This is a genomic window from Paenibacillus sp. P4_A7, assembly GCF_056402455.1.
This window is the reverse complement of the sequence record NZ_JBFUHJ010000859.1, coordinates 1-851: the sequence shown is the minus strand read 5'-3', so window position 1 is coordinate 851 and position 851 is coordinate 1. Positions and strand designations below refer to the sequence as shown.

Below are 851 nucleotides of genomic sequence, written 5' to 3'. Positions count from 1 at the left end.
GATTTATATCTCATTGCTTCATCCACCCCCTTACCATATCGATTCCCCTTTATCTTTAAACAAATTTGCCAATTTACTTGTAATAAGAATCATGATTAAAGCAACTATAGATTTAAATAAACCAACAGCCGTAGAGTAACTATATTCAAAACCAACAAGCCCCTTTTTATAAACGAGTGTGTCGATGATTTCAGATTTGTGAAGTACGGTTGGATTCTGCAAATTAAATATTTGGTCAAATCCAGCATCCAAAATACCCGCCATACTTAAAATGAGCAATATGATAACCGCGTTGGATATAGACGGCAATGTAATATATAGAATTCGTTGAAAACGATTCGCCCCATCGATATAGGAAGCTTCATATAGGGTTTGATCCACACCGGCCAAAGCAGCAAGATAAATAATCGAACCCCACCCAAAGCCCTTCCATATATCCGTAATGATTAAAATAGGAATAAACAAGTTTTCATCCGTTAGATACAATTTTGCCTTAAAACCTAATAACTCCATAATAAAGTTGATAGGTCCTTCTAGTGATAAAATTGAAATAAAAATACCACTAAGCACAACCCAGGATATAAAATGAGGCAGAAAGGATACMGTTTGAATCACTTTTTTTACTTTTTTGTGGTATACCTCATTAAGCATTAAAGCGAAAATAATGGGAATAGGAAAACCCAAAATAAATTTGAGCAAACTGATAAATATGGTGTTTTTTAACGCATTTTTAAAATTAGGATCAGAAAAAACCTCCATAAAATGCGTGAAACCTACCCAAGGACTCTCAAGTATCCCTTTACTTAATTGAAAGTCTTTAAATGCAATAACTATTCCATATATAGGAACAT

Annotated in this window: 1 protein-coding gene; it reads right to left on the bottom strand. The window is 33.4% G+C overall.

Features of this window, described 5'->3' with window-relative positions; translation table 11 throughout:
• Positions 1-30 precede the first annotated feature (30 nt).
• Positions 31-851, bottom strand: an 821-nt coding sequence (locus tag AC1DWN_RS34525) for an ABC transporter permease (RefSeq protein ID WP_477563310.1), incomplete at its 5' end; no start/stop codon positions are given.